Annotated in this window: 20 protein-coding genes; 10 read left to right on the top strand and 10 right to left on the bottom strand. The window is 62.3% G+C overall.

Features of this window, described 5'->3' with window-relative positions:
* Positions 1 to 131 precede the first annotated feature (131 nt).
* Positions 132 to 311 carry a CsbD family protein gene (locus NKJ80_RS06590; protein ID WP_023671498.1) on the top strand — a complete coding sequence of 60 codons (180 nt, stop codon included), beginning with the start codon at positions 132 to 134 and terminating at the stop codon, positions 309 to 311.
* 50 nt (positions 312 to 361) lie between these two features.
* Here NKJ80_RS06590 and NKJ80_RS06585 read toward each other — a convergent pair whose 3' ends face one another.
* The gene (locus NKJ80_RS06585; RefSeq protein ID WP_023671497.1) at positions 362 to 1,486 is read right to left on the bottom strand and encodes a metallophosphoesterase; all 1,125 of its coding nucleotides are present in this window, start codon (positions 1,484 to 1,486) and stop codon (positions 362 to 364) included.
* 131 nt (positions 1,487 to 1,617) lie between these two features.
* On the opposite strand from NKJ80_RS06585, the gene NKJ80_RS06580 reads away from it, so the two are divergent.
* Complete coding sequence (locus NKJ80_RS06580; protein ID WP_023671496.1) at positions 1,618 to 2,211, top strand: hypothetical protein; 594 nt, start codon at positions 1,618 to 1,620, stop codon at positions 2,209 to 2,211.
* An 18-nt stretch (positions 2,212 to 2,229) separates the two neighbouring features.
* Here the strand turns inward: NKJ80_RS06580 and NKJ80_RS06575 are convergent, their stop codons facing one another.
* A complete protein-coding gene (locus tag NKJ80_RS06575; RefSeq protein WP_023755902.1) occupies positions 2,230 to 2,916 on the bottom strand; it encodes a TetR/AcrR family transcriptional regulator in 687 nt (228 codons plus the stop codon).
* Positions 2,917 to 3,001: 85 nt separating this feature from the next.
* Here NKJ80_RS06575 and NKJ80_RS06570 point away from each other — a divergent pair, with 85 nt between their 5' ends.
* From NKJ80_RS06570 to NKJ80_RS06545, 6 genes are all read left to right on the top strand, one after another.
* Positions 3,002 to 3,763, top strand: coding sequence for an NIPSNAP family protein (locus NKJ80_RS06570; RefSeq protein WP_023743972.1), 762 nt, complete (start codon positions 3,002 to 3,004; stop codon positions 3,761 to 3,763).
* A 128-nt stretch (positions 3,764 to 3,891) separates the two neighbouring features.
* A complete protein-coding gene (locus tag NKJ80_RS06565; protein WP_023835131.1) occupies positions 3,892 to 4,653 on the top strand; it encodes an SDR family NAD(P)-dependent oxidoreductase in 762 nt (253 codons plus the stop codon).
* Positions 4,654 to 4,726: 73 nt separating this feature from the next.
* Positions 4,727 to 5,743, top strand: coding sequence for a glycosyltransferase family 10 domain-containing protein (locus NKJ80_RS06560; RefSeq protein WP_352497267.1), 1,017 nt, complete (start codon positions 4,727 to 4,729; stop codon positions 5,741 to 5,743).
* 579 nt (positions 5,744 to 6,322) lie between these two features.
* Positions 6,323 to 7,720 (top strand): class II fumarate hydratase, encoded by a 1,398-nt coding sequence (gene fumC / locus NKJ80_RS06555; RefSeq protein ID WP_023671491.1) that lies wholly within the window; start codon positions 6,323 to 6,325, stop codon positions 7,718 to 7,720.
* Positions 7,721 to 7,976: 256 nt separating this feature from the next.
* Positions 7,977 to 8,399 (top strand): DoxX family protein, encoded by a 423-nt coding sequence (locus NKJ80_RS06550; protein ID WP_023743970.1) that lies wholly within the window; start codon positions 7,977 to 7,979, stop codon positions 8,397 to 8,399.
* Positions 8,400 to 8,534: 135 nt separating this feature from the next.
* A complete protein-coding gene (locus tag NKJ80_RS06545) occupies positions 8,535 to 8,942 on the top strand; it encodes a DoxX family protein (protein WP_023743969.1) in 408 nt (135 codons plus the stop codon).
* A gap of 263 nt (positions 8,943 to 9,205) precedes the next feature.
* Here NKJ80_RS06545 and ppx read toward each other — a convergent pair whose 3' ends face one another.
* Positions 9,206 to 10,738 carry an exopolyphosphatase gene (gene ppx, locus NKJ80_RS06540; protein WP_023694682.1) on the bottom strand — a complete coding sequence of 511 codons (1,533 nt, stop codon included), beginning with the start codon at positions 10,736 to 10,738 and terminating at the stop codon, positions 9,206 to 9,208.
* Positions 10,738 to 12,930 (bottom strand): RNA degradosome polyphosphate kinase, encoded by a 2,193-nt coding sequence (locus NKJ80_RS06535; protein ID WP_023689905.1) that lies wholly within the window; start codon positions 12,928 to 12,930, stop codon positions 10,738 to 10,740. Before NKJ80_RS06535 ends, ppx begins: the two co-directional genes overlap by 1 nt.
* Before the next feature lie 234 nt (positions 12,931 to 13,164).
* On the opposite strand from NKJ80_RS06535, the gene NKJ80_RS06530 reads away from it, so the two are divergent.
* Complete coding sequence (locus tag NKJ80_RS06530) at positions 13,165 to 13,410, top strand: zinc-finger domain-containing protein (protein ID WP_023705697.1); 246 nt, start codon at positions 13,165 to 13,167, stop codon at positions 13,408 to 13,410.
* 19 nt (positions 13,411 to 13,429) lie between these two features.
* Positions 13,430 to 14,668: an FAD-dependent monooxygenase gene (locus tag NKJ80_RS06525; protein ID WP_023689904.1), complete on the top strand. Its 1,239-nt coding sequence runs from the start codon at positions 13,430 to 13,432 to the stop codon at positions 14,666 to 14,668.
* 223 nt (positions 14,669 to 14,891) lie between these two features.
* Here NKJ80_RS06525 and NKJ80_RS06520 read toward each other — a convergent pair whose 3' ends face one another.
* The 6 genes from NKJ80_RS06520 to NKJ80_RS06495 all read right to left on the bottom strand — a co-directional run bounded on the left by NKJ80_RS06520 (position 14,892) and on the right by NKJ80_RS06495 (position 20,210).
* Positions 14,892 to 15,557 carry a TIGR02117 family protein gene (locus NKJ80_RS06520; protein WP_352497266.1) on the bottom strand — a complete coding sequence of 222 codons (666 nt, stop codon included), beginning with the start codon at positions 15,555 to 15,557 and terminating at the stop codon, positions 14,892 to 14,894.
* Positions 15,558 to 15,662: 105 nt separating this feature from the next.
* Complete coding sequence (locus tag NKJ80_RS06515) at positions 15,663 to 16,466, bottom strand: amino acid ABC transporter ATP-binding protein (RefSeq protein WP_023671483.1); 804 nt, start codon at positions 16,464 to 16,466, stop codon at positions 15,663 to 15,665.
* A 22-nt stretch (positions 16,467 to 16,488) separates the two neighbouring features.
* The gene (locus NKJ80_RS06510) at positions 16,489 to 17,646 is read right to left on the bottom strand and encodes an amino acid ABC transporter permease (RefSeq protein ID WP_023684325.1); all 1,158 of its coding nucleotides are present in this window, start codon (positions 17,644 to 17,646) and stop codon (positions 16,489 to 16,491) included.
* A gap of 4 nt (positions 17,647 to 17,650) precedes the next feature.
* Positions 17,651 to 18,838, bottom strand: coding sequence for an amino acid ABC transporter permease (locus NKJ80_RS06505; protein ID WP_023684326.1), 1,188 nt, complete (start codon positions 18,836 to 18,838; stop codon positions 17,651 to 17,653).
* Positions 18,839 to 18,900: 62 nt separating this feature from the next.
* The gene (locus NKJ80_RS06500) at positions 18,901 to 19,929 is read right to left on the bottom strand and encodes an amino acid ABC transporter substrate-binding protein (protein WP_023684327.1); all 1,029 of its coding nucleotides are present in this window, start codon (positions 19,927 to 19,929) and stop codon (positions 18,901 to 18,903) included.
* Between the two features lie 89 nt (positions 19,930 to 20,018).
* Complete coding sequence (locus tag NKJ80_RS06495; protein ID WP_023684328.1) at positions 20,019 to 20,210, bottom strand: hypothetical protein; 192 nt, start codon at positions 20,208 to 20,210, stop codon at positions 20,019 to 20,021.
* Positions 20,211 to 20,291: the final 81 nt, after the last annotated feature.

Below are 20,291 nucleotides of genomic sequence, written 5' to 3'. Positions count from 1 at the left end.
CGACGCGGCAAAGCGTTTCGGCGACCATATAAGCGACCAGATGCGACGATGATCGCCGCCCAGGGAACCTAAGCCAAGCCGGCCCGTTTGCCTCCTGCGAATGAATCCCCGGAATCCCAGGAGATGCAAAGATGGTGAACAAGGATCAGGTTGCCGGCGTGGCCAAGCAGGTCAAGGGCTCGGTCAAGGAGGCCGGCGGCAAGGCGACCGGCAACAGGCAGACCCAGGCCGAAGGCACGGCCGACAAGACCGCCGGCAAGGTGCAGAAGGTCTATGGCGACGTGAAGGACAAGATCAAAAAGGCGCTCTGACCCGATCTTGCAGGCAATGAGGAAGGCGGCTCAAGGCCGCCTTTTTCTTGTCAGAGGCTGAGGCTCTTGCTGAAGGCGCTGGTGAACTTGACCCCGCCCCGGTCGCCCGCCGCCTCGCCCAGCACCACGTCCATGCCGTCCCCGGTTACCCTCACCAGCGCGAAGCCACCCATATAGGCAGCCTTCGGCTTGAACAGGTCGAGGCCATCGCTTTTGTAGATCATAGGCACTTCGTGCTGATGGCCATGGAAGATGGCGATGACATTGTAGCCCTTCAGCGCCGCCAGCAGCGCCTGGCGGTCGGCCTCGCTCCACCAATGCGGCGCGCCTGCGCCGTCATCGTCATAGGTGCGCTTGGCCGGGTCCCAGCGCTCGACCGAGAAAGTGTCCCAGCCATAGTGCTGGAACAGGATGACGGGACGGCCATCCGCAGCGTAGGTCGTCAGATCCTGCTTCAGCCACGGCAGGCTGCTCACCGCGCCGTGGCCGGTGTCGCCGGCAAACCGGTGGGTCTGGACGAGATGCAGGCCGCCCCAGTCCCAGGAATAGCAGTCGGTGTCGACATCGTATTCGGTGGCCGGCACCGGGGGCTTGAAGAACACGCCGGGGCGATGGTTGACCTCGACATAGTCGCGCAATTCGCGCCGGTACCAGTCGACGTGCGGCGGCGAGCCGTTCTGGTCGAGATCGTGATTGCCGAGGCCGACATAGACCGGCATGTGCACGCGATCGGGACCGACGCCCTGTTGATAGCGCTGGCTGAACTGCAACAGTTGCGTGCCTTCGCTGGGCTCGGTGATCTGGCCGCCGCCATCGTCGGTGATGTCGCCGCCGACAACGAGGCCGAGCGGCGCATCGATGCGGCCGCCGGCCGAACGCAGGCGGGTTGCAACGCCATCGATCTCGACTGGCCATTGCCGGCCGGCCAAGCCATTGAGGACAGCGACATTGCGCAACAGCGCGGCATCGGTCTTGCCTTCCTCCAGGCAGTTGGGGCTGAGGCCGCTCGACATGCGGCAGGCATGGACATCGGCGATGAACAGAAAGGTGGCGTCGATGGGCTGGATGCGCTTGCCGGTCTGGCCAAGCGCGGCGCGCGGCAGCATGCCAGCCATGGCAAGGCCGGCTGCCTGTGCGAGGAAATTGCGACGGGAGAGGACGAGCTTGCGATTCATGACCTGAAATTCAGCACAGCCGGCGCCCCACCGTCCAGTTGCCAGGAATGGCAGGTCGACACGGCACTGAGGCTCTGGCATTTCTTGGGTCATGCTGGCGCGCAGCAAATACAAGCAGAGGGGAGGATTTCATGAGAGCCGTTTCGATAGGCGTGGTGCTGGCTGGGTTGCTGCCGGCGGCTGCGGTGCATGCCGCCGATTGTGTCGACGCAAAATCGGCCAAGGCCGGCTTCGTTCTGGAAATGCCCGGCGTCCGCAGCGAGTTTCGGCCGGTGGCCGGCGGCATGGTCTCCGTTGCCAACACCTACGAATCGCAATCGCCGCAGACACAGTTCCTGTTTGCCGGCCTGGTCGAAGTGTTTCGCGACAGCGATACCGGACGGGTGGCGACGATCCCGTTTTCCGATCTGCGAAAACTGTTTCCGCTGAAGACGGGAGCCAAGAGCACGATCGAATTCGTCGAGCTGTCGCCGAACAAGCAGCCGAAGAGCACCAAGACGCTGAGCCTGGTCGTCAAGGGCAAGGAGACGTTCAGTGTCGGCGGCTGCAAATACAACGTGCTGGCGGTCACGGAGACCTTCAAGAACGGCGCCGGCGAAACGCTGGACACATTTACCGCGCTTTATGCGCCTGATCTGCAAGCGTCCCTCGCCCGGCGCTACGACGAAGGGACCAGCGCGGAATCGGTGAACGGTTACGAGACGATCAAGCCGCTTTCCAACTAGAACAGCGCAGTTCCGGCCTCAAGGTTTTCCCGGCCGCAGCAGGATCCTGCTACGCCGCTTCGCTCTGCTCGGGAATGGCGGCGTTGAGCTACCCTGAAGTTCGGCCAGGCAATCGCGCAGCACGCTGGCATCCTGTGCCGCCTTGGCCATCGACATGGCGCCGGAATAGGCGGCGATGGCGAGTGCCGCAAAGCGCTCGGGGTCGGTGCCCTGCTCCCTCCCCGACTGCTGGTCGGCTCGCACCTTGTCGGCAACCGCCTGACGCCATCCGGCAAAGATATCGTCCAGAGCGGCGCGGAAATCCGGGTCAGCGAGCGACAGTTCATGCGCCAGATTGTTGAGCGGACAGCCGCGCACGAAGCCTTGCTGCTCAAGCTCGGTCGCCACCGCCTCGAACACCGCGCGCACGCCTTCGCGCGCCGAGCCTGCCGCCCGTACAGGGTTGATCCAGGTTTCATCGAGGGCCGCTGCCACGCGCTCCTCGATCACCGCCAGAGCGAGCGCCTTCTTCGTCGGGAAATGATGATGCAGCGCGCCGCCGCTGACGCCTGCGGTCGTCATCAGCTCGCCAAGGGCGGATGCATGATAGCCACGCGCCTGGAACGACGCTTCGGCGATATCGAGCACCTTGTTGCGCAGCCCTTCGGGATCGTTGGTGCGTTTTCGCGGCGGCCCTTTCGGAGCCCGAGCAATCTCTGCTGACATTTGCCAACGATAGCAGATTGACAAAACAGGACAACCGGTCTGTTTTATAAACCGGATGATCATCCTGTTTTTTGGAGACGACACAATGACCGTACCCCTGAATGCGCCTGCGGCGGCAAAACTGCTCGCTTCGCCTGTCGTCGAGTTGCGGCAGTACACGCTGAAGCCGGGCCGGCGCGAGACGCTGATCGACATCTTCGACAGTCGGTTCATCGAAGGCCAGGAACACGCCGGCATGACCATCATCGGACAGTTCCGCGACCTCGACCGCCCCGACATGTTCGTCTGGCTGCGCGGCTTCGGTGGCATGGAAGCGCGGAAGCAGGCGCTCACCGCCTTCTATGACGGGCCGGTGTGGACGGCGCACCGCGACGCCGCCAATGCGACGATGATCGATTCCGACGATGTGCTGCTCTTGAAGCCGGCATGGCCAGGCGCCGGCTTCGATCTGTCAGGCGCGCAGCGAGGCGCCATGCCGCCGGATGGAAAGCTGAGAGCAGACAATCGCTTGACCGGTGTTGTTGTCATCCAGATTCATCATCTGCGGTCTGGCGCCGAAGCCGATTTCGCCGGCAATTTCGACACATATGCCCTTCCGGTCCTTATCGGCGCCGGCGGACGGTTGCTTGGCGCCTTCATCACCGAGCACGCCGAAAACAGCTTTCCCCGCCTGCCGGTGCGCTTGAGCGAAAACGTCTTTATCGCGGTGACGGGTTTCAACAGTCCCGAGGCGCATGCCAATTACGAAGCCGCAGTTGCCGCTTCGCTCCAATGGCAAGCGGCCGATGTGACCTGGCGGACCGAAACCTTGCGCCTGACGCCGACGTCGCAGTCGCTGCTGCGGTAACCGGATCGGCACGCGGCCAACCGAAGTTCATACTGAGCGATAGGCCGGCGGCTTGACCGCCCTCGCCGATCGGCATTGCCTTCGTGACGCGGGCAACAGCGAGAGCATTCGATGCGACTTGGCCTTCAATGAGACTTTCTGGCAAGCGAGCACTGGTGACCGGCGGCTCGGACGGCATCGGCCTGGCGATATCGGAAGCTTTCTTGCGCGAGGGCGCCGACGTGCTGATCGTCGGTCGCGACACCAGCAAGCTCGAGACCGCCCGCGAGACACTTGCGGCGGCGGGCAACGTCGGCACCCAGTCGGCCGATCTCTCGACCTCTTCCGGCATCGATGCCGTGGTCGATCGCGCGAAAGCAACCGGCCCACTCGACATCCTCGTCAACAATGCCGGCGTCGCTTATCTGGTGCCTTTCGAGACCGTCACCGAGCACCAATTCCAGCAATCCTTCGCGCTCAATGTGACGGCGGCGTTCTTCCTTACCCAGCGGCTGCTGCCGCATCTCGGCGCCAACGCCTCCGTCATCAACATCTCGTCCTACTTCGCCGACAAAATGATCCCGAAGCGGCCGTCGAGCCTGTATTCCTTGTCCAAGGGCGCGCTGAATTCGCTGACCAAGTCGCTGGCCTTCGAGCTTGGTCCGGGCGGCATCAGGGTCAATGCAATTGCGCCCGGCACGGTCGACACCGCCATGCGGCGCAAGTCGATCGACAACCTGCCGGCGGCAGCGCAGGCCGAGCTGAAAACCTATGTCGAGCGCAGCTACCCGCTCGGCCGCATCGGCCAGACCAGCGATCTTGCCGGCATCGCCGTCTATCTGGCCAGCGACGAGGCGGCGTGGACCAGCGGCGGCATTTTCGCGATCGATGGCGGGTATACGGCGGGGTGACCGTTTGGATGGCCCTCTGCCTCGAACAAGCGGAGCACTTGACCAAACTTCCGATACCGCGTCTGTCTGCAGATTGAGCAATGCTTCAGACATTCGTGGTGCCATGCTGTCTATCGATCCACTGATCCTCTTCTACACAACGTTCTTCAGCAAACCCGTCGATATCGCGTCGATACAGTGCGAAATGCCCGGGCGGTGGACACTGGACAAACGACGGATTTCCGAGGCCGCGGCAGTCGTCTTCCATATTCCGAACTTTCGCGAAGTTGGCGATGCCTACAAATACCCTGGTCAATATTGGGTCGCCTGGTCGATGGAATGCGGCCAAAACTACAAGCGACTTGCCGACCCCAAAATCATGCGGCACTTCGATATCATCATGACGCATGAATCCCGGTCTGATGTCTGGGTACCCTACCTTCCGCGTGCGGTGTGGTGGAAAGATGCGCTGGCCAGACCAATCGTACCGAAAACGGAAGAAGCGCCGGTCGCACTCTTCCAGTCGGCCGGCCTGAATTATAGCGGCCGTGTCGATTTGGCGAACGAACTGGCGCGCCACATCAAGATCGATTCTTATGGCCGATATCGCAACAACCGATCGGTCTCTGGCCCCGATCTGGGCTCGAAGACCAAGATCGAAACCATTGCGCGGCACAAATTCTGCCTGGCCATGGAGAACTCGACCGAGGCCGACTATGTCACCGAGAAAATCTATGACGCGTTCATGGCGGGCACGGTGCCGATCTACCTTGGCGCTCCCAATGTGGACGAGTTCGTTCCGGAGCACTCCTTTATTGACGCCAGTGCCTTCGCCAGCGCCAGCGATCTTGCAGCCTATCTCCAGCACCTGATCGCAACGCCGCAAGACTACGAGGCTTATTTCGACTGGCGCTCAAAGCCATTGCCCGACAACCTCGTCAAACGGGTGCAATCATTGGAAACACCCGCGTTCTGCAGACTGATGAGCGTCGTGCGCCAGCGTCTGGAGGCGCGGACAAGCACGCCTTCCGGACGGCGAACACTTCCGTTCGGCTATAGATCCTATCTCAGGACAAAGCTGCGCCGTTGGAGGAAAAAGGTTCCGAGCTGACGGTCCGCGATCAGGCGCGCTTTCAGCAAAATACGGAGGACAAAGAGCGTCTCTTGCGACGTCGAGACGGCTTCGACCTTGCCGCCATGCATCTTGGAAATCTCCGAGGCTATGTGGAGGCGCTCCCAGGGTGGACTTGAAATTCTCGGTTTCGCGATCCGAAGCTCGATCCAGATGCGATGCCGGATTTTGGTCGGGAAACTGAACAGAAGGACAAGTGCATAAGCTACCTCATTGCTGCTGTTGCCAGTGAGACGCCGGCACGGATGGTAGTTTGTGTGGCAGCGTCGCTCGTAGGTAGAGTAGGTAGACATGAATTGCGCATTGCTGATCCTCGGGGAAGTTTGCGTAGAGCAATCCGCCAGCTCGACATGATCTTATCGAGCTAAGTTTCCGTCCACTTCATGGGATCAAGCCGCACTGAGGAGCAATTTCCTTCACACGAAAGTGGAGGGTGCAGGATCCCGAAGGGCGGCGCTACTGCTTCAACCGATTTACTGCCTGCCGGCCGCAATCTCTGCTTGAAGGCCATTGTGCAACGCGATACGCCGTTGCCGAATTCGATCGTCGGAGAGACAAGTGACCGCTGCCAGGACCAGAACCGAAACCGACACGTTCGGCCCCATCGAGGTTGCCGCCGACCGTTACTGGGGCGCGCAGGCGCAGCGTTCCCTCGGCAATTTCAGGATAGGCTGGGAAAAGCAGCCGGCCTCGATCGTGCGTGCGCTCGGCATCGTCAAGCGAGCGGCGGCGGAAGCCAATATGGAGCTGAAGCGGCTCGATCCGGAAGTCGGCAAGGCGATCATCGAGGCGGCGCAAGAGGTGATCGACGGCAAGCTCAACGACCATTTCCCGCTGGTCGTGTGGCAGACCGGCTCGGGCACGCAGTCCAACATGAACGCCAACGAGGTGATCTCTAACCGGGCGATCGAACTTCTGGGCGGCGTCATGGGCTCGAAGAAGCCGGTGCACCCCAACGACCACGTCAATATGAGCCAGTCGTCGAACGACACCTACCCGACAGCCATGCACATCGCTTGCGCCGAGCGCATCGTGCACGATCTGCTGCCGGCGCTTAGGCATCTGCACGCCGCGCTCGAGGTCAAGACAAAGGCTTTCGCCCACATCATCAAGATCGGCCGCACCCATACGCAGGATGCCACCCCTCTCACGCTGGGCCAGGAATTTTCCGGCTATGCCGCACAGGTGGCCTCTTCGATCAAGCGCATCGAGATGACGCTGCCCGGCCTGCAGGAACTGGCGCAGGGCGGCACCGCAGTCGGCACCGGCCTCAATGCGCCGGTCGGCTTTGCGGAAAAGGTGGCGGCGCGCATCGCCGACATTACCGGCATTGCCTTCGTCACCGCGCCGAACAAGTTCGAGGCGCTCGCCGCGCACGATTCCATGGTGTTCTCGCATGGCGCCATCAACGCGGCGGCCGCCGCCCTCTTCAAGATCGCCAACGACATCCGCTTCCTCGGCTCCGGCCCGCGCTCGGGCCTCGGCGAACTGTCGCTGCCGGAAAACGAGCCGGGTTCCTCGATCATGCCTGGCAAGGTCAACCCGACGCAGTGCGAGGCTCTGACGCAGGTCTGCGTGCAGGTGTTCGGCAACAACGCCTCGCTGACCTTCGCCGGCAGCCAGGGCCATTTCGAGCTCAACGTCTATAACCCGCTGATGGCCTACAACTTCCTGCAGTCGGTGCAGCTGCTGGCCGACGCTTCGATCTCCTTCACCGACAATTGCGTCGTCGGTATCGAGGCGCGCGAAGACAACATCAAGGCCGCGCTCGACCGCTCGCTGATGCTGGTGACAGCGCTGGCGCCGACGATCGGGTACGACAATGCCGCCAAGATCGCCAAGACCGCGCACAAGAAGGGCACCACCTTGCGCGAGGAAGCACTGGCCACCGGGCTGGTCAGCGAGGCAGACTACGACCGGCTGGTGCGGCCGGAGGACATGACGCATCCGGGTTAAGCGATTCCAGGGAAAGTGCCTTGCGTTTCCTCGGGAAGCGCGCAGCCCCTCTTCTTGGGAATTGCGTCAACTAGAAATCCGAATTGTGTGGCGGGACAATTTGCTCCCGCCGCTGCTGGCCGCGACAAGAATTTTGCGTCGGTCGAACGATCCCGAAATGTACGTCCTGTGAACAATGTGTCGCCGGACTGGCGGCTTTGGTGAACAGTCGGCTTGGTCTATCTGACGGGACATCAACCCTTTTCGGAGAGCCACCATGTCCATCAACACTTCCGCTGCCGGCGCCGGCATCGCGTCCAACAGTTCCACCACCATCCTGCTCGGCCGCATCCTGCTCGCCGCCATCTTCCTGCTTTCCGGCTTCGGCAAGCTCACCGCCATTTCGGGCACCGCCGGCTATTTCGGCGCCATGGGCCTGCCGGTGCCGACCACAACGGCCATTGTCGTCGGCCTGATCGAATTGCTCGGCGGCCTTGCCGTGCTCGTTGGCTTTCAGACCCGCATCGCCGCCTGGGTGCTCGCGGTCTTCACCATCGCCTCGGCCTTTGTCGCCCATACCGGCTGGGCCGACCAGAACCAGATGATCCATTTCCTGAAGAACGTCGCCATCACCGGCGGTTTCCTGCTGCTGGCTTCCTCGGGCCCTGGCGCCTACTCGGTCGACGCCAAGCGCGGCTGAGCTTTCCCTCCCAAGCCTGAAAAAGCGGCGTGGAATTTTCCACGCCGCTTTTTCGTTGTCTGCCCAAGCGCGCACCCGTCCCATCCCTGCTAGGATCGGTCTCGAACAGCCGGCGGACAGACAACGGAGATGACCATGCCCCGCGATGCATTGCTTCTGATTTCCCGGCTGCTGCTCGCCGCCCTGCTCGTTCCCTCCGGCTACCACGCGCTCGCCGACATTGCCGGGACGACCGGCTATTTCGCCGGCCTCGGCATGCCATTGCCGACGCTTGCCGCCTGGGGCACCGGGCTGTTCGAGTTGATTGCCGGTCTCTTGATACTGGTCGGCTTTCAGACGCCGGTCATTGCGATACTTCTTGCCGCTTTCTGCATCGTTGCAGGCTCCATCGGCCACTACGGCCAGGGCGGCGATGACCCGATGCTCACCTTCCTGCACCAGCAGATGCTGATGAAGGACATTGCCATCGCCGGTGGATTCCTGGCGCTAGCCATGGCCGGCGCCGGGGCCTGGTCGATCGAGGGGCGCCGCGCCGCGGTCTGATATCGTCAAATATCGTCCCGGTTGAACCATCGACGCCCGTGCCAAGTCGACCCCCCCACTCCGTCTCGGCTTCGCCGAGCCACCTCTCCCCGATCGACGGGGTATAGGAAGGGCGCGAGCCTATTGCCGCCAACGCTTTCCAACGAGGCTCCCTTCCTTTCCCTCCGGAGGGGGAAGGTGGCGGCGCGAAGCAGCGACGGATTGAGGAAGCCGGTCCTCGAACGCGAGGCCGACGACGACATGGTTTTGCTGTCAGGCCGCGCCTACTTCACCGACACGCTCTGCCCACCCTCGACCGCCAGCACCAGCCGGCGGTTGGTGATCCGCGCCAGTTGCGCCAGCCGTCCGGCCGGGCGTTCGCCGTAAAGATCGGAAAGTGAGGCCGGCAGCACCAGCGCCAACGTGCCATTGCCGCGGTTTTCCCATTTCAGCCGCGGCATGACGCCGGGCATGGCCGCAGTCAGCAGATAGACGACGCGCAGCACCGCCGCCAGGATGCGGGCGCGATCGAGATAGCGCGGCGTCGCCAGGCCGCGGATTTCCGGCGCCGCATCGTTGAACACGCCTTCGTGGCGGAACAGGCCGACCAGCGCCAGGAAGGCACGGCCGGGGTGATCGACGCCGATGAAGGAGGCGTGGGCAATGATGTTGAGCGACTGCTTGCCGCGATATTCCGGGTGTGCGCGCCAGCCTATATCGGCCAGCAGACAGGCAGCGTGGCGATAGCGCGCCTCATCCTCCGTCTCGTCGATGCCGAAGGCGGCAAAGGTCTTGTCCGTCCATTCGACAAGCTCATGCGCATGGGTGACCGAGCGCGACCGCAGCCGCGCCAGTTCCTCCGAAGCGGAGACCAGCGGATCGGCCTTCTGCTCGGCAGGGTCGAGCAGCGAATAGAGAAACCCTTCGCGCACGCCCAATGCCGAGACGATGATCTTCGACGGCTGCATCGCCGCCATGATCTCCTGCAGCACGACCGCGCCATAGGGCAGCAGCGAACGGCGGTTCTTCGACACACCTTCGATGCCCTTGACCTTCTCGATCTCGCCTTTCGCCACCTGCTTCAGGAAATTGGCGGCGCTTTCGACACCGATCTCATAGTGGTGCATGACGCCAAGCGGGTAGTTGGTCATTTCCATGTGCAGCCGGGCAAGGTTTCGCCAGGTGCCGCCAACGGCGTAGAAGGGCCGTCCCAGCCCGCCCTTCAACAATTTGGCGCGCGCCAGTTCGTCGCGGGTGATCTTTGCCGCCTGGGCGAGCGAATTCCTGGCCATGTCCTGCAGCCGCAGGCCACCCAGCGGCAGCGTGATGCCGTCGCCGATCGCCTCGCCATTGATGTCAATAAGCTCCAGGCTGCCGCCGCCAAGATCGCCGGCAATGCCATTGGCGGGGTGGAAGCCCGAAATGACGCCAAGCGCCGAATAATGCGCCTCCTGCCGGCCAGTGAGCACGCGGATCTCGGTCTTGAGCACATCCTGGGCGCGGTGGATGAAATCGGGGCCGTTGATCGCTTCGCGGGCCGCGGCCGTTGCCAGCACAAACATGTGCTCCGCACCCGCCTGGTCGGAGAGCGCGCGGAAACGGCGGAACTCCTCCATCGAGCGCGTCACCGCCTCCGGGTCGAGCTTGCCGGTCGAAACGATGCCGCGGCCGAGGCCGGCCAGCATCTTTTCGTTGAACAGCAAGGTCGGCGAGCGCGCCAACCCTTCATAGACGACAAGGCGGATCGAGTTCGAGCCGATGTCGATAATGGACAGCGGCCGGCGATCCTGCAGCCGGCCTTGGGACGTTGAAATCATCAGCCGGTGTTCTTCTTGCGACGCTTGAACTGCGCGATGCGCTTGGGCGCATGCGACTTCAGCGCGTCACCCCGTCCCGACAGGCTCGGATTGGTCATGAAATATTCCTGCGCGTTGAACGGTTCCTCACCCTCCTCCAGCACGACGCGCCGGGAGGTTCCGTCAGCCAATACGTCGAAACTTTGCTGGTTGTCCATGATGTTGCCCAGCATGATCTGGCCAAGGATCTGTTCATGCACCGTCGGATTGGTGATCGGCACCATGGTCTCGACACGGCGGTCGAGATTGCGTGGCATCAAGTCGGCCGAGGCGATGTAGACGATCGCCTCGTCCGACGGCAGGCCATGGCCGTTGCCGAAGCAATAGATGCGGCTGTGTTCGAGGAAGCGGCCGACGATCGACTTGACCCTGATGTTTTCCGACAGGCCGGGCACCTGCGGCCGCAGGCAGCAGATGCCGCGCACGACGAGATCGATCTCGACGCCGGCACGGCTGGCGTCATAGAGCGCGTCGATGATGTTGGGATCGACGAGCGCGTTCATCTTCATCCAGATGCGCGCCGGACGGCCAGCCAGCGCGTGGGCGACCTCGTCGGCAATGTGCTTGAGGATACGGCTGCGCAGCGTAAACGGCGAGATGGCGATCCGCATCTCATCGGTCGGCTCGGCATAGCCGGTGATGAAGTTGAACAGCTGGGCGACATCGCGCGCGATCGTCGGATCGGTGGTGAAGAAGGACAGGTCGGTGTAAATGCGCGCTGTCACCGGATGGTAGTTGCCGGTGCCGAGATGCACATAGTTACGCAGCTTGCCGTCCTCGCGCCGCACCACCAGCGACATTTTCGCATGGGTTTTGAGTTCAAGGAAGCCGAACACGACCTGGACGCCGGCGCGTTCGAGGTCGCGCGCCCAGCGGATGTTGGCTTCCTCGTCGAAGCGCGCCTTGAGCTCGACCAGGGCGGTTACCGACTTGCCGGCCTCGGCCGCGTCGACCAAGGCGCGCACGATCGGGCTGTCGTTGGAGGTGCGGTAGAGCGTCTGCTTGATCGCCACCACCTCCGGGTCGGCCATCGCCTGGCGCAGGAATTGGACCACCACGTCAAAGGATTCATAGGGGTGGTGGACGACGATGTCCTTCTCGCGAATGGCCGCGAAACAGTCGCCGCCATGCTCGCGGATGCGCTCGGGAAAGCGTGGATTGTAGGGGGTGAACTTCAGGTCGTCGCGTGGCACGGCGACGATCTCGGAAATCTGGCTGAGCGCCAGCGGGCCGGTCAGAACGCTGATGCGGCTCGAAGAGACTCCAAGCTCGCCGGCGACGAACTCGCGCAACTCGCCGGGCATCGACTTGTCGAATTCGATGCGGATGACCGAACCGCGGCGGCGCCGCTTCAGCGCCGTCTCGAACAGGCGCACGAGATCTTCCGACTCCTCCTCGACCTCGATATCGCTGTCCCGGATGATGCGGAAGGTGCCGGAACCCTTGACCTCATAGCCGGGGAACAGCTTCCCGATATAGAGGCCGACAGCCTCCTCCAGTGGAATGAAGCGAACGTGCTGCTTGCGGTCGGGCAGGCGGATGAAGCGCTTCAGCGCCACCGGCAGGCGCAGAAGTGCGCTCATCTCCTCGCCATTCTTGCGGTGGCGCAATTGCAGCGCCATCGAGAAGCCGAGATTGGGAATGAACGGAAACGGATGCGCCGGGTCGATCGACAGTGGAGTCAGGACCGGGAAGACCTGGTCCTGGAAATGGTCTTCCAGCCAGACTTTCTCATCCTTGGTCAGTGCATCGCGGGTGATGCTCTCAATGCCTTCCTTGTTGAGCAGCAGCATCAGCGCCGAAAGGCTGTTCTGCTGGTCCTCCTGCAGCCGCTCGACCTCGCGCAGCAATTGTTCCAGCTGCTGCTCCGGCGTGCGGCCGTCGGGGCTCTTGAGCGCAATGCCTTCGCGCACCTGGCCGGCAAGGCCGGCGACGCGGACCATGAAGAATTCGTCGAGATTGGCGGCTGAAATTGACAGGAAACGGACGCGTTCGAGCAGCGGATGGTGCTGGTTCTGGGATTCCTCGAGCACACGCCGGTTGAACTGCAGCCAGGAGAACTCACGGTTGACGAACCGATCGGGGTTGCCGCCCTCGGGGCTCGCCACCTCGACATTGATGAATTCGCTCTGCACCGGCTTCAGTTCGTTCATGGTTCCTGCTCTTCCCCCGCCAACCGTCCCTTGGAGCGCCGCTGGACGTGCCATGCCTCTAACACGCTTTTGTGGCGCATGACCCTTCGGCGAAAACCGTTCCGATTTCAGGGACATGCACTTAACCGGCTCAACGTATCCTCTGACAGGCTTTTGCGACAGTTTCATTTCATCGATCTTGCAAACAGGCCTGTTATGTTCCAGATGCTTTTCGACGAGATCAAGGAGACGACGATGGCAGGCGGTTCCATTCCCCATTTCCAGAACGATGCGGGCCATCCGGCAATCGACATCGGCGTCAAGGAATTCATGTGCACCGGCGCCAACCCGCCCTTCGACCACCCGCATGTGTTCCTCGACATGGGCGACGACAATGAAAAGGTCTGTCCCTACTGCTCGACGCTCTACCGCTATTCGGCCAAGCTGAGGGCGACGGAAACGCTGCCGGCTGGTTGCCTTTATATCGACCAGGCCGCCTGATCCTTCCGCGACAAGCCCGATGGAAGACATCAGGTCCCGGCAGGTCATAATCGCCGGGGCCGGCATCGCCGGGCTGACCGCTGCCCTTGCCTTCGCCGGACGGGGTTATCCGGTAAAGCTTATCGAACAGGCACAGCACCTCGAAGCGGCCGGCGCCGGCATCCAGCTTTCGCCCAACGCAACACGCATTCTTGGAAAACTCGGCGTGCTCGACCGACTGCTGCCCGCAGCGTTGCGGCCGGAAGCGGTCGTGCTCAAGGACGCCGGGACGCTGCGCGAACTGGCGCGGGTACCGCTCGGGCACGCCGCCGAAGCGCGCTGGCAGTCGCCTTATCTCGTTGCTCACCGCGCAGATCTGCAGGCAGCGCTGTTGGCGCAAATGGCTGAACGGCCGGAGATTGAGTTCATCACTGGCGCCCGCGTGACCGGCATCGTCAAAGACGCGCAATATGTCGCCGTGACCGCCGAAGTGGACGGCCGCGAGATCGAGGCACGCGGCAAACTGCTGGTCGGCGCCGACGGCGTCTGGTCGGCGGTCCGGGCGCAACTCGCAGGCGAGGACTTCGTCAAAAGCCGTTTTTCGGGCGAACTCGCCTGGCGAGTCACGATCGCGGCCGAGAGCGCCTCCGGCGAAGCCTTTGTCGCGATCGGCGCCGCCGACTGCGTCACCACGTTCCTGCATCCAGGCTTCCACATGGTCGCCTATCCCGTCAGCAAAGGCCGGGCCTTCAATCTCGCCGCCTTCACCAAGGGCGAGCGCATGGCCGAAGGTTGGTCGGGCCATGCCGATCCCGCGATCCTCACGGCTGCCCTGCGCGGCACCGCGCCGGGCCTGACGAAGCTTGTGGCACTGGCCGGCCCATGGACGGCCTTTCCGATCCACACCGTCGAACAACAGCGGTGGACGAGCCCGCAGGGCATCGCGCTGATCGGCGACGCTGCGCATGCGATGACGCCGTTTGCCGCACAGGGCGCGGCAATGGCGATCGAAGATGCCATCACGCTTGCCGACGCTATCGCCGATTTCCCTGGCGATCTGCCCAGAAGTTTTCAAATCTGGGAAAATCTTCGGCGGCCGCGTGTCGCCAAGGCCGCGCGTCGTGGGGCCGTAAACCGCCTCGCCTGGCATGCTGCCGGCCCGGTGGCGATCGCCCGCAATCTGTTCCTGGCCATGCGCTCGCCCGACAAGCTCGCCGCCGACCTCGACTGGCTCTATGGATGGCGAGCGGACGCTCGGCAGTCTAGATCGTCGACTTAGCGATCCTTCCCACCGCCCTCTGTCCTGCCGGACATCTCCCCCGCAAGGGGGGAGATTGGATGTCGCCGTCGCCTTCGCCAAAATCGCCGGCGTCGCAGCAGGAGCGCCGCGGGCAAAACGGCTGATCTCCCCCCTTGCGGGGGCGATGGCCGGCAGGCCAGAGGGGGGTGCTGTCCCGCTGACTTCAAAAGATCCAACACTGTCGCGGTGCGATGAAGGACTGCTAGTTATAAAACCGCATCGACAAGCCCAGCGAGGCCGGCAGCGGGTTCCACCAGCCGGTGCGCAGGCCGGCGGTGCGCAGGCCGGCGGCTGTCCAGGTGTTGCAGCCGACAAGCGCGTTGAAATGGCCGTTCGCCTCGAAGAAGCGGTCGAAGCTGGAATAGGCGGCGTTCTCGATGACGACCGGACCATGCGGCCCTTGCTGGAAACTCGCGTCGATATAGTCGAGCAGCGCTGCAAAACGTTCCTCATCGATGTCGAAACCGGTGACAGCAGGGTGCGGCTCGGCGATGGCCCCGGCGATATCGACATGCATGACCGAGGCGTCCAGTGTCAGCGCCTTGAGGACGGGCACTGTCTTCAGCTGCGACCAGCTCGGCGTCTCCAGATAGAAGGCCCGGCCGCCCCAGCCAAAGACGATGTAGCGCACTTCCGGGGCGTCGACAGGGATGCCGGCAGCGACCAGGAAATGGAAGCGCCGGCGCACCTCGTCATCGACGGGAATGGCGATGTCGGTGTGGATCGGATTCTCCAGCACCAGAATATGGCGCGTGCCCTCACCCGCCGCTGACGCCGGCCACAGCGGACGCGGCACCAGCGTGCCGAGCGTGGCAGCGAGCGCGACCACGATAATCAGCATGGCCACGAAACGCAGGGCTTTTCTCATGCGGCGGCGGCTTTGTGTTTCAATGGAGAAGATCAACCCCGACCCCAGATAGCAAAAGAGCCCGGCCGCATTACGGCCGGGCTCTTTTGGTTCGCATGAAAATGCTCAGTGCAGGATCTGCGACAGAAACAGCTTCGTGCGCTCGTGGCGCGGATGGTCGAAGAACTCGGCCGGCGTGTTCTGTTCGACGATCTGGCCCTGATCCATGAAGATCACCCGGTTGGCGACCTTGCGGGCAAAGCCCATTTCGTGAGTGACGCACAGCATGGTCATGCCTTCCTCGGCCAGGCCCACCATCGTCTCCAGCACTTCCTTGATCATTTCGGGATCGAGCGCCGAGGTCGGCTCATCGAACAGCATGATGCGCGGGTTCATGCACAGCGAACGCGCGATCGCTACGCGCTGCTGCTGGCCGCCCGACAGCTGGCCCGGATATTTGTTGGCCTGTTCGGGGATCTTGACGCGCTTGAGGAAGTGCATGGCGATTTCCTCGGCCTGCTTCTTCGGCGTCTTGCGCACCCAGATCGGCGCCAGCGTGCAGTTCTCCAGGATGGTCAGATGCGGGAACAGGTTGAAGTGCTGGAACACCATGCCGACCTCGCGGCGCACCTCGTCGATCTTCTTGAGATCGTTGGTGAGTTCCTTGCCGTCGACGATGATCTTGCCCTTCTGGTGCTCTTCCAGCCGGTTGATGCAGCGGATCATGGTCGACTTGCCCGAGCCCGAAGGACCGCAGATGACGATGCGCTCGCCGCGCATCACCTTGAGGTTGATGTCCTTCAGCACATGGAACTCGCCATACCATTTGTGCATGCCGATGATGTCGATTGCGACATCGGTGGTCGAGATGTGCATCTTCTTGGCATCGACCTTGATCTCTTCGGCGCTGACGGCGTTTTCTATGACCATGGCAGGTTCCCCTTTTTTGTTTTTAACGTTTGTGGCCGGTGTCGAGCCGGCGTTCCGTATACATCGAATAGCGCGACATGCCGAAGCAGAACAGCCAGAAGACGAAGGCAGCGAAAATCAGGCCGGACTTGGTGGTCTGCGGCGTCGCCCAGTTGGGATCGGAGAAGTTCTGCTTGACGACACCGAGTAGGTCGAACATCGAGATGATGATAACCAGGCTTGTGTCTTTCAACATGCCGATGAAGGTGTTGACGATGCCGGGTATGACCAGCTTCAGCGCTTGCGGCAGCACGATCAGGTTCATCTTCTGCCAGTAACCGAGACCAAGCGAATCCGCCCCCTCATACTGGCCCTTGGGGATCGCCTGCAGACCGCCGCGCACCACCTCCGCCATATAGGCGGCGGCAAACAACGAGAAGCCGATCAGCGCCCTGAGGAACTTGTCGAAGGAAACGCCGGGGGGCAGGAACAGCGGCAGCATGACGCTGGCAAAGAACAGAACGGTGATCAGCGGGATGCCGCGAACGAATTCGATGAAGATGACGCACAGCATCTTGACTATCGGCATCTTCGAGCGCCGACCAAGCGCCAGCACGATGCCGAACGGCAGCGACACTGCAATGCCGACAAAGGCCAGGCTGAGCGTCACCAGCAGGCCGCCCCATAGCTGCGTCTCGACATGCGGCAGGCCGAACATGCCGCCGACCAGCAGCACGAAAGCGACGATCGGCAGCACCAGGAAAAGCAGGATCGCGTTCAGCCCCTTGCGCGGCACGCGCGGGATCAGCAGCGGCACCAGCAGCGCCACGAACAGTATGGCGACCAGGATCGGCCGCCAGCGCTCCTCAATAGGATAGCGGCCGAGCATGAATTGGCCGAACTTGGCGTTGACGAACGCCCAGCAAGCGCCGGACCAGCCATCCGGCTGAACCCCGCCTTGCGCCGCCGTGGCGCATACCGAGCGATCGGACCCTACCCACTGGGCGCTGATGAAGGCCCAGTTGATGATTGGCGGCAGGATCATCACCACCAGTGCGATGCCCAGTACGGTCAGGATGGTGTCGCCCACCGAACCGATCAGGTTCTTGCGGACCCAGGCGATAGGCCCCCGCACGCCGGCCGGCGCCTGTTGCGCCAGTGCCATTTCGGTCCGCACCCAAGCGGTATCATGTTCCTGCATGGCCTTACCTCTCCACCAGCGCCATCCTGGCGTTGACCACATTCATGACCGCCGACGTCACCAGGCTGATGACGAGATAGACGACCATCATGATCAGCACGTTTTCGACCGCCTGCCCCGTCTGGTTGAGCACTGTGCCGGCGGTCGCCGTCAGGTCCGGGTAAGCAATAGCGATGGCCAGCGACGAGTTCTTGGTCAGGTTCAAATACTGGCTGGTCAGCGGCGGGATGACGATGCGCATGGCTTGCGGCACGACGACTAGCCGCAGGATCGATCCCGGCCGCAGCCCCAGAGCGCCAGCCGCTTCCGACTGGCCCTTCGAGACGCCGAGAATGCCGGCACGCACGATCTCGGCGATGAAGGAGGCTGTGTAGCAGGACAGCGCCAGATAGAGCGACAGGAATTCCGGCCCGATGTGGAAACCGCCGGCCAGGTTGAAGGTCGATTGCTTCGGAAAATCGAAGGTCAGGGGAAAGCCGCTCAGCGCATAGGCCAGAATCGGCAGGCCGACGATCAGCGCCAGGGACGTCCAGAATACGGGAAACTGCTGACCGGTCGCCATCTGCCGCTGGCGCGCCGTGCGGGCGACGAACCATGCCATGGCGATGCCGACAAGCAAGGCGACAAAGATCAGCCAGGAGCCATCACCCCAGATTGCACGAGGAAGATAGAAGCCGCGCTGGTTGAGAAACGAGCCGAATGGCAGGTTGATGCTTTCACGCACCACGGGCAAGACCGCCAGCACGCCCGAATACCAGAAGAAGATCACCAGCAGCGGCGGGATGTTGCGGAAAATCTCGACATAGACCGTGCAGATCTTGCGGATCAGCCAGTTGTGCGACAAGCGGCCGATGCCGACGATGAAGCCGATGATGGTTGCGGTGATGATGCCGGCAACGGCGACGATGAGGGTGTTGATCAGCCCGACGACAATGGCTTTGCCATAGGTATCGTCCGAGTTGTAGGGGATGGCGCTGACTGAGATATCGAAGCCGGCACGGCTTTTCAGGTAGCCGAACCCGGAAGAAATGTGCAGGCGCTGCAGATTGTCGATGACGTTGTGGACAATCCACCAGACGCTCGCCACCAGCAAGACGACAACCACCGCCTGGAAGACAACTCCACGGACTTTTGGATCGTTGATGAAGGAACCGCGGCTCGGCTCCTCGCGTAGGACTTCCTGCGACGCCATTGCCCATCCCCTGCAAAGAGAAACCGGAAGGCAGACAATCTGCCTTCCGGATCGCATTTCGATCAGCGGATCGGTGGCGCGTATTGCAGGCCGCCCTTGGTCCACAGCGCATTGATGCCGCGCGCGATCTTCAGCGGGCTGCCGGTGCCGACATTGCGCTCGAACATCTCACCGTAATTGCCGACTGCCTTGACGATGTTGACGACCCAGTCATTGCTAACGCCGAGATCGGTGCCGATCTTGGTTTCGGGTTCCTGGCCGAGCACGCGCTTGATCTCCGGGTTGTCCGAGGTCTTCATCTCGTCGACATTGGCCTGGGTGATGCCCAGTTCCTCTGCCTGCAGCAGCGCGAAATAGGTCCACTTGACAATGTGGTACCACTGGTCGTCCCCCTGGCGCACGGCCGGGCCGAGCGGTTCCTTGGAGATGATCTCGGGCAACACGACATGGTCTGCCGGCGCGCTGAGCGTCAGGCGGATGCCGTAGAGACCCGACTGGTCGGTGGTGTAGACATCGCAACGGCCCGCGTCGTAGGCGGCGTTGACCTCTTCAAGCTTTTCGAAGACGACCGGGTTGTACTCCATCTTGTTCGCCTTGAAGTAGTCGGCGAGGTTGAGCTCGGTCGTGGTGCCGCTCTGCACGCAGACTGCCGCACCCGAAAGCTGCAGCGCCGAATTGACGCCCGGCAGCTTCTTGGCGTTGATCATGAAGCCCTGGCCGTCATAATAGGTGACGCCGACGAAGTTCAGGCCAAGTGCCGTATCGCGATTGATGGTCCAGGTGGTGTTGCGCGACAGGATGTCGACTTCGCCCGACTGCAGTGCGGTGAAGCGCTCCTTGGCGCTGAGCGGCGTGAACTTGACCTTGGTGCCGTCGCCGAAGACGGCGGCCGCGACCGCGCGGCAGAAATCCACATCGATGCCTTTCCATTCACCCTTGTCGTCAGGCGCAGCGAAGCCGGCAAGACCTGTGTTGGTACCGCACTGGATGAAGCCTTTCGCCTTGACGTCGTCGAGCGTGCTCGCCGACGCGGCCGAAGCCATCCATCCAAGCGCAGCGGCGCCGAGAATGCCAATTGCAATGTGTTTCATAACCCACAGACCCTTTTCTGTTTTCAGGTAAACCCTGATCCTCAGGCAAATCCTGATCTTTTCCCGCGTGAACCCGGCTCCCATCCGGCTCATTCCCGGAACCCCGCGTCGTAACCGACGCCCGGCCCCTCCCATTCACGAACTGCATCGAAGGCGATTATCTCTGTGAGGTCAAGGGAAATGACCGTTTCACGACAGCTTTGAAAACCAATTGCCGCAAATGCCTGAATTGCAGACAACAGCATCAGGAAAGCAGCAAGCCCCGCAAATAAAACCGGCAAAGTCCGTCGACGCTAATCCACATCCACTCATGAAATCCGCGGCTCTGGATCGCCGCGCATTCCAGACTATTCATGGGGGAA

The organism is Mesorhizobium sp. M0030 (genome assembly GCF_040323695.1).
In the GTDB taxonomy this organism is placed as follows: Bacteria; Pseudomonadota; Alphaproteobacteria; order Rhizobiales; family Rhizobiaceae; genus Mesorhizobium.
Note: the sequence above shows the minus strand (reverse complement) of the source record. Positions and strands in the feature narration are given on the sequence as shown.